Annotated in this window: 7 protein-coding genes; 3 read left to right on the top strand and 4 right to left on the bottom strand. The window is 67.1% G+C overall.

Annotated elements, in window-relative coordinates; all coding sequences use genetic code 11:
• Both JMF90_RS18400 and JMF90_RS18405 read right to left on the bottom strand, forming a co-directional pair.
• The coding region (locus JMF90_RS18400; RefSeq protein ID WP_201325295.1) for a trehalose-6-phosphate synthase at positions 1-865 on the bottom strand (865 nt) is incomplete at its 3' end.
• Between the two features lie 138 nt (positions 866-1,003).
• On the bottom strand, positions 1,004-1,213 hold the full coding sequence (locus JMF90_RS18405; protein WP_041489234.1) for a hypothetical protein: 210 nt from the start codon (positions 1,211-1,213) through the stop codon (positions 1,004-1,006).
• A 288-nt stretch (positions 1,214-1,501) separates the two neighbouring features.
• Between JMF90_RS18405 and JMF90_RS18410 the strand changes: the two genes are divergently transcribed.
• Positions 1,502-2,053: a hypothetical protein gene (locus tag JMF90_RS18410; protein WP_023476777.1), complete on the top strand. Its 552-nt coding sequence runs from the start codon at positions 1,502-1,504 to the stop codon at positions 2,051-2,053.
• Entirely contained in the window at positions 2,050-2,544 is a 495-nt protein-coding gene (locus JMF90_RS18415; RefSeq protein ID WP_011545923.1) for a hypothetical protein, read from the top strand. The genes JMF90_RS18410 and JMF90_RS18415 overlap by 4 nt, the downstream gene beginning before the upstream one ends.
• A 78-nt stretch (positions 2,545-2,622) precedes the next feature.
• Here the strand turns inward: JMF90_RS18415 and JMF90_RS18420 are convergent, their stop codons facing one another.
• Positions 2,623-3,960 (bottom strand): AAA-associated domain-containing protein, encoded by a 1,338-nt coding sequence (locus JMF90_RS18420; protein WP_006755837.1) that lies wholly within the window; start codon positions 3,958-3,960, stop codon positions 2,623-2,625.
• 22 nt (positions 3,961-3,982) lie between these two features.
• Complete coding sequence (locus tag JMF90_RS18425) at positions 3,983-5,740, bottom strand: ABC transporter permease subunit (RefSeq protein WP_011545925.1); 1,758 nt, start codon at positions 5,738-5,740, stop codon at positions 3,983-3,985.
• A 502-nt stretch (positions 5,741-6,242) separates the two neighbouring features.
• Between JMF90_RS18425 and JMF90_RS18430 the strand changes: the two genes are divergently transcribed.
• Positions 6,243-6,509: a hypothetical protein gene (locus JMF90_RS18430; RefSeq protein WP_011545926.1), complete on the top strand. Its 267-nt coding sequence runs from the start codon at positions 6,243-6,245 to the stop codon at positions 6,507-6,509.
• Positions 6,510-6,568 lie beyond the last annotated feature (59 nt).

The raw sequence follows: 6,568 nt of genomic DNA on the forward strand, positions 1-6,568 counted from the left end.
AGCCCGGCGCGTTCGCGAGCATCCGCTCGAACGACTGGAAGCGCTCGACGAGCCCCTTCGAGTAATCGAGGCGGTCGACGCTCATCACCAGCTTGCGGTCGCCCAGCGCCTCGCGCAGCATCTTCACCGGCTTGCGCGTGCCGTACTGGACGGCCGCCTGCGCGATCGCGTCGGGATGCACGCCGATCGGATAGGCCGCGACCTTCACGACGCGGCCATGCGCGTGCAGCATCCCGTCCTCGCTCGCCGCGCCGATGCCGCGCCGCTCGATGTAGTCGGTGAACGCCTGTTTGTCGGCCTCGGTCTGGAAGCCCGCGACGTCGTACGCGCACATGAACTTCACGAGTTCTTCGTGCGGCGGCACGAGGCGCAGCATGTCGGGCGACGGAAACGGGATGTGCAGGAAGAAGCCGATCGGGTTCTTCACGCCGAGTTCGCGCAGGTAGTGCGCGAACGGCAGCAGGTGGTAGTCGTGCACCCAGATCAGGTCGTCCGGACGCAGCAGCGCGGCGAGCTGCTTCGCGAGCATCGCGTTCACGCGCAGATAACCGGCGTACTCCTGCCGATCGAAGCGCGCGAGATCGCCGCGGTAGTGGAACACCGGCCACAGCGTCGCGTTCGAGAAGCCGCGGTAGTACTGGTCGTAGTCGCGCCGGGTCAACCCGACCGTCGCATACGTCACGTTGCCGTCCCGCTGGATCGCGGGCTCGGCATCCGGCGCCCCGACGATCTCGCCGTTCCAGCCGAACCAGACGCCGCCCGTTTCCTTCAGCGCGTCCATCACGCCGACGGCCAGGCCGCCCGCGCTCGGGCGCGTGTCCTCGCCGGCGGCGACACGATTCGATACCACGATCAATCTGCTCATGCGACTTCCCCTCCTCGATTCGATTGGCTGGCGCGCGACGCACGCCAAAGCGGGCGCGGCGGCCCGAGGGCGGCCGCGCGGCGATTCAGTTCCGAGAATTGCAATGAAATACGGCGATGGAATGCGGCGACGACCGTATCAAGCGTCCTGTTCCTGACCGAGGTCGCGTTGATAGTCGAGCCCTTCCGGGCGAGCACCGCCCTGGTTGTGATCGCCGTCCGACGGCGTCTCGTCCGGCGCGCCCGCGGGCGGCGCCGATGGCGCGTCGGTCCGCGGACGCGAGCGGTCTTCCGGATGGCCGGCCGCCGCGTCAGGCGGCCGGTGTGACAACCGTTTCGAACGGCGCATGGCTGGGTGTCTCATATGCGGCGCGGCTCGAGGCCGTCGTAGAAACATTCCATAGCTAAACAGTCTAGGTCGCCCGATCGCATCCGAAGGTAACAATTACCTTCAATTTGTAACGTTTCGACCCCTCGCCAATCATCTATCCGACAATGACGCCGCCCGCGCGCACGCGGCCTGCCCCGCGGCGATTTGTCAAAGCTTTGCAGTTTTCCTATGACAATTGCGAAACAATGACGCGGCATCAGGGCGTGCATGCGTCGCCGCTCACCCAGACAGGACTTGCACTCAGGGATGAACATTCGTTTCGAATCGCCGCGCCGGGCCACGCCGGCGCGCATCGTGCTGGCCGTGATCGCCACGGCCGCACTGCTGTCCGGCTGCAATTCGCTGTACAGCGAAGGCGCGACAGCCGGCGCCGGTATCGCGGGCGCCGCGATCGCCTCCAAGGTCACCAACAACGCCGCCGTCGCGACGGGCATCGGCCTCGGCGCCGTCGCCGGCGCGCGGGCTGGCGTCCAGTATTCGCAACGCGTCGCGCACCGCTACACGCAGGAGCAGATTGCGAAGGCGGCCGGCCCGCTCGACGTCGGCGGTGTCGCGCCGTGGTCGACGCACCATTCGTTCCCGATCGAGGACGACGAGCAGGGCCGCGTGACGGTCAGCCGGATGATCAGCGTCGGTCCGCTCGACTGCAAGGAAATCGTGTTCGCGGTCGACACGCCGGCGAAGGCCGACAAGGCCGCGCAATCGGCGTTCTACGTCGCCACCCTCTGCCGCGACGGGGCCGTGTGGAAATGGGCATCGGCCGAACCGGCGACCGAACGCTGGGGCGCGCTGCAATGAGCGTGGCGATCCGTATCGCGGCGATCGGCGCGCTGTGCGCGGCGACGGCCGCGCTGTCGGGCTGCGGCTCGGTCGGCGCGGCGAGCGGCGCGCTGGCCGGCGCGGCGACGGGCCTCGTCACCGCGAACCCGGCGGTCGGTGTCGGCGTCGGGATTGCCGTCCAGGCCGCGACCGACGAAGCCGTCAACCGCACGATGAAGCAGCTCCATCAGAATCAGCAGGACGCGATCGCGAAGACGGCCGGCAGCCTCGCCGTCGGCGAAGTGAAGCCGTGGAAGGTGAAGAACACGCTGCCGCTGGAAAACGGCGAAGGCGAAGTGCGCGTCACGCGTGCGTACGCGTCGGCGCTCGCGCTGTGCAAGGAATTCGCGTTCTCGGTGAAGGACGGCGACAAGGCCGACTGGTACTTCGCGAATGCGTGCCAGCAAGGCACGCACTGGAAGTGGGCGTCCGCGGAACCGGCCGTCGACCGGTGGGGGAATTTGCAGTAACGGTGCGAGGCGCCGCGCGTCATGCGTGGCGCCCGTGGCGTTCCGCGATGCGCGGTTATACCGCGCGCCCCACCCGCATCAGGACTCGACGTCCTCGAGGCTGAAGATTTCAGTCTGGTCGTTGTACGAGAAGATCTCGCCGTACCGTCCCCAGTCGATCACCGCGTCGAGCGTTTCCTCGGCCGCCCCGTCCGACAGGAAATCCTCGAGCTCCTGCTCGAAGCGCACGCGCGGCGCGCGATGACCCGGACGCTCGTTCAGCACCTTCTTGATCCGCGCGGCGAGCGGCACGTGCTTCAACAGGTGATCGGCGAACATCAGCTTGCGCTCCTGCGTGCCGAATTCCGCGAACACGCGCCCCGGCGGCGTCAGGAACACGTCGCCCTCGCGCACGTCCGCGAAGCCGAGGTACTGCAGCACTTCCGCGATCGGGAACAGGTCGTCGACCTCGAGGTGCAGCGTCCGCGCGATTTCCGGCATGTCCGCGCGACCGTGGTACGGCGCCATCGCGAGCGTCTCGATCAGGCCGGCCATCAGGTTGGTCGACACCTGCGGCAGCCAGCTGCCGAGCTCGAGCCCCTTCTTCGTCGCCTCGCCGGTCTGACGCGCAGTCATCTTCGCGTAGATGTCGTCGACGAGCTTGCGGAACGCCGGGTCGAGACGATTGCGCGGATGCTTGAACGGCACCTTGATCTCGGCGATCACGCGGCCCGGGTTCGACGACAGCACGAGAATCCGGTCGCACATGAACACCGCTTCCTCGATGTTGTGCGTGACGATCAGCACCGACTTGATCGGCATGCGGCCTTGCGTCCACAGGTCCAGCAAATCGGTACGCAGCGTTTCAGCCGTCAGCACGTCGAGCGCGGAAAACGGCTCGTCCATCAGCAGAATGGTCGGGTCGACGACGAGCGCGCGCGCAAAGCCGACGCGCTGGCGCATCCCGCCCGACAGCTCGCGCGGATACGCGTTCTCGAAACCGTCGAGACCGATCAGGTCGATCGCGGCCAGCGCACGCTCGCGCCGCTCGCGCGCGCCGACGCCGAGCGCTTCGAGCCCGGCTTCCACGTTCTGCAGCACGGTGAGCCACGGGAACAGCGCGAAGGTCTGGAATACCATCGCGACGCCTTCGGCCGGGCCGCGCAGCGGCTTGCCGAGGTAGGTCACTTCGCCGCCGGTCGGCTCGATCAGGCCGGCGATGATGCGCAACAGCGTCGATTTGCCCGAGCCCGAGCGGCCGAGCAGGCCAACGATCTCGCCTTCGCGCAGCGACAGGTTCGCGTCGTCGAGCACGAGCAGTTCGCCCTGCGTCTTGTTGAAGCCGCGGCAGACGTGATCGACGCGCAGGATTTCTTCACCGAGGCGCGGCGGCTGGGACGTCTGGACGGGGGCGTTTACAGCATTCGGATTGTGCATCGCGTTTCGCTCTCAATCGGTCTCAGTCGAGCCGCAGCTTCGCTTCGGCGAAGGCATACAGCGGGCGCCACAGCAGGCGGTTGAACAGGGTGACGAACAGGGACATCACGGCGATGCCCAGGATGATCTTCGGAAAATCGCCGGCGGCGGTGGTCTGCGCGATGTAGGCGCCGAGGCCGTGCGCCTCGATTCGGGTGCTGCCCCACTGCACGGCTTCCGACACGATGCTCGCGTTCCACGCGCCGCCCGATGCGGTGATCGCGCCCGTCACGTAGTACGGGAAGATGCCGGGCAGGATCGCCTGGCGCCACCACTGCCAGCCGCGGATACGGAAGTTGGTCGCCGCTTCGCGATAGTCGTTCGGGTAGGACGTCGCGCCGGCGATCACGTTGAACAGGATATACCACTGCGTGCCGAGCACGATCAGCGGCGACAGCCAGATGTCCGCGTTCAGGTGGAAGCGCGCGATCACGATCACGAACACCGGGAACAGCAGGTTCGCCGGGAACGCGGCGAGGAACTGCGCGAGCGGCTGCAGCTTCTCGGCCAGCTTCGGGCGCAGCCCGACCCACACGCCGATCGGCACCCAGATCACCGACGCGATCGAGATCAGCACGACCACGCGCAGCAGCGTGATGAGCCCGAGCACGAGTACGTGGCCGACCTCGGCCATCGTCACGCCGGTCGCGACGAAGCTGACGACGCGCCACACGATATAGGCCGTGCCGATCAGCACGAGCCCGGCCCACGCGATGTCGACCGTGCGCGACGCCTTCTTCTCGACTTTCGGCAGCGTGAAACGCATCGCGCCCGACAGCGGCAGGCGCAGCGGAATCCGAGCGGCCTTCGCGAAGAACCAGCCGGCCGGCACGAGCAACTGATGGATCAGCCGCGTGCGGCGCACGAGGTCGAGCAGCCACGATTGCGGCGCATCGCCCGACGCGGTGTTCTCCATCCGGAACTTGTCGGCCCACGCGATGAGCGGGCGGAACAGGAGCTGGTCATACGCGAGGATCACGACCGTCATCGTCAGGATCACCCAGCCGATCGCGCCGAAGTTCTTGTCGGAGATCGCCTGCGCGAGATACGCGCCGATGCCCGGCAGCGTGATCGTCTGGTTGCCGACGGTGATCGCCTCCGACGCGACGACGAAGAACCAGCCGCCCGACATCGACATCATCATGTTCCAGATCAGGCCCGGCATCGAGAACGGCACTTCGAGCTTCCAGAAGCGCTGCCAGGACGTCAGGTGGAAGCCGCGCGACACTTCGTCCAGGTCGCGCGGCACCGTGCGCAGCGACTGGTAGAAGCTGAACGTCATGTTCCACGCCTGGCTCGTGAAGATCGCGAAGATCGCGGCCAGCTCGGCGCCGAGCACGCGGCTCGGGAACAGCGCGAGGAAGAACGTGACCGTAAACGAGATGAAGCCGAGCACCGGCACCGACTGCAGGATGTCGAGGATCGGGATCAGCACCATGCCCGCGCGGCGGCTCTTGGCCGCGAGCGTGCCGTAGACGAGCGTGAACGCCAGCGACGCGACCATCGCGGCGAGCATCCGCAGCGTGGTGCGCAGCGCGTATTCGGGCAGGTTCGACGGATCGAGCGAGATCTTCTGCGTCTGCAGCACGCCGATCGGCGCCATCGTTTCGTGAAAGCCGACCACCGCCATCGCGATCAGGCAGATGATCAGCGGAAATGCGATGAAGTCCCACCGGTTCGGCAACACGCGCCACGCGGATGCGTTGGCGGTCCGGTTCGGATTGAAGAATCCGACGTTCATCAGGCGCCCTCCCCGGTAAGGCCGAACGAAGCCGGCAGTCGATGTTGATTCATGGCAAAGCGCACGGGCGCGGTAATTCGATTGACTGGCGATGCCGCGCACGCGCGGCGCGCCGTGCGCGCATGCGCTGCCGCGGCCGGGCGAGCCGGGCCGCGACGGCACGACACTACACCAACCTGTATTTCAGGTACAACCGTCCCGGGACGGCTAGGCAGCGCATGGATCGTGCCCGGCGCGTGGGCGGATGACGGGCGCGCGGTACGGAACGACCCGGCCGCGGTCGTGCGGCCGGCGCGCAGGCCCGAATTATGCCGTGATCCGGCCCGGCCGTGAACCCGCCCCCGCACGCGGGCACAAACCGTGTCCGGCATCAGCAGCCGGATACGGCGAAGCAGGTATGATCGGGGCTAGCCCCCGGGTCCGTTTCGGCCGTGCCGCCGCAATGCGCACGCGCCGTCTGTATACCGGCCCCGGGGATCGACCGACGAGCGGGAGGAAGGGAATGGCAGGAAACTTGGTGATCGTCTGTCGCGATCAGGATGCCGACGCGTTCTATGAACTCATGCAGGAGTACGGGTCGTTCCAGACGCGGCTGTCGTCCACGGCGTGGTACCTGAACATGAACGTCGTGCCGGAATCGTTGCAGGAGGAAATCCTGGAGCGCCTTGGCCGGTATACGACGGTCTATATCTTCGAGGCCACCACGGTGACCTACAACACGATCGACAGCAACGCGGCGGAGACGCTCGGCACGCTGTTCGGCGAATGATGCCGCGCGGCGCTTGCCCGCCCGGGCAGGCGCCGCGGCCGCTCATGCGGCCTGTGCGT

It is taken from the genome of Burkholderia sp. E168m23 (genome assembly GCF_016586125.1).
Lineage (GTDB): Bacteria > Pseudomonadota > Gammaproteobacteria > Burkholderiales > Burkholderiaceae > Burkholderia > Burkholderia orbicola.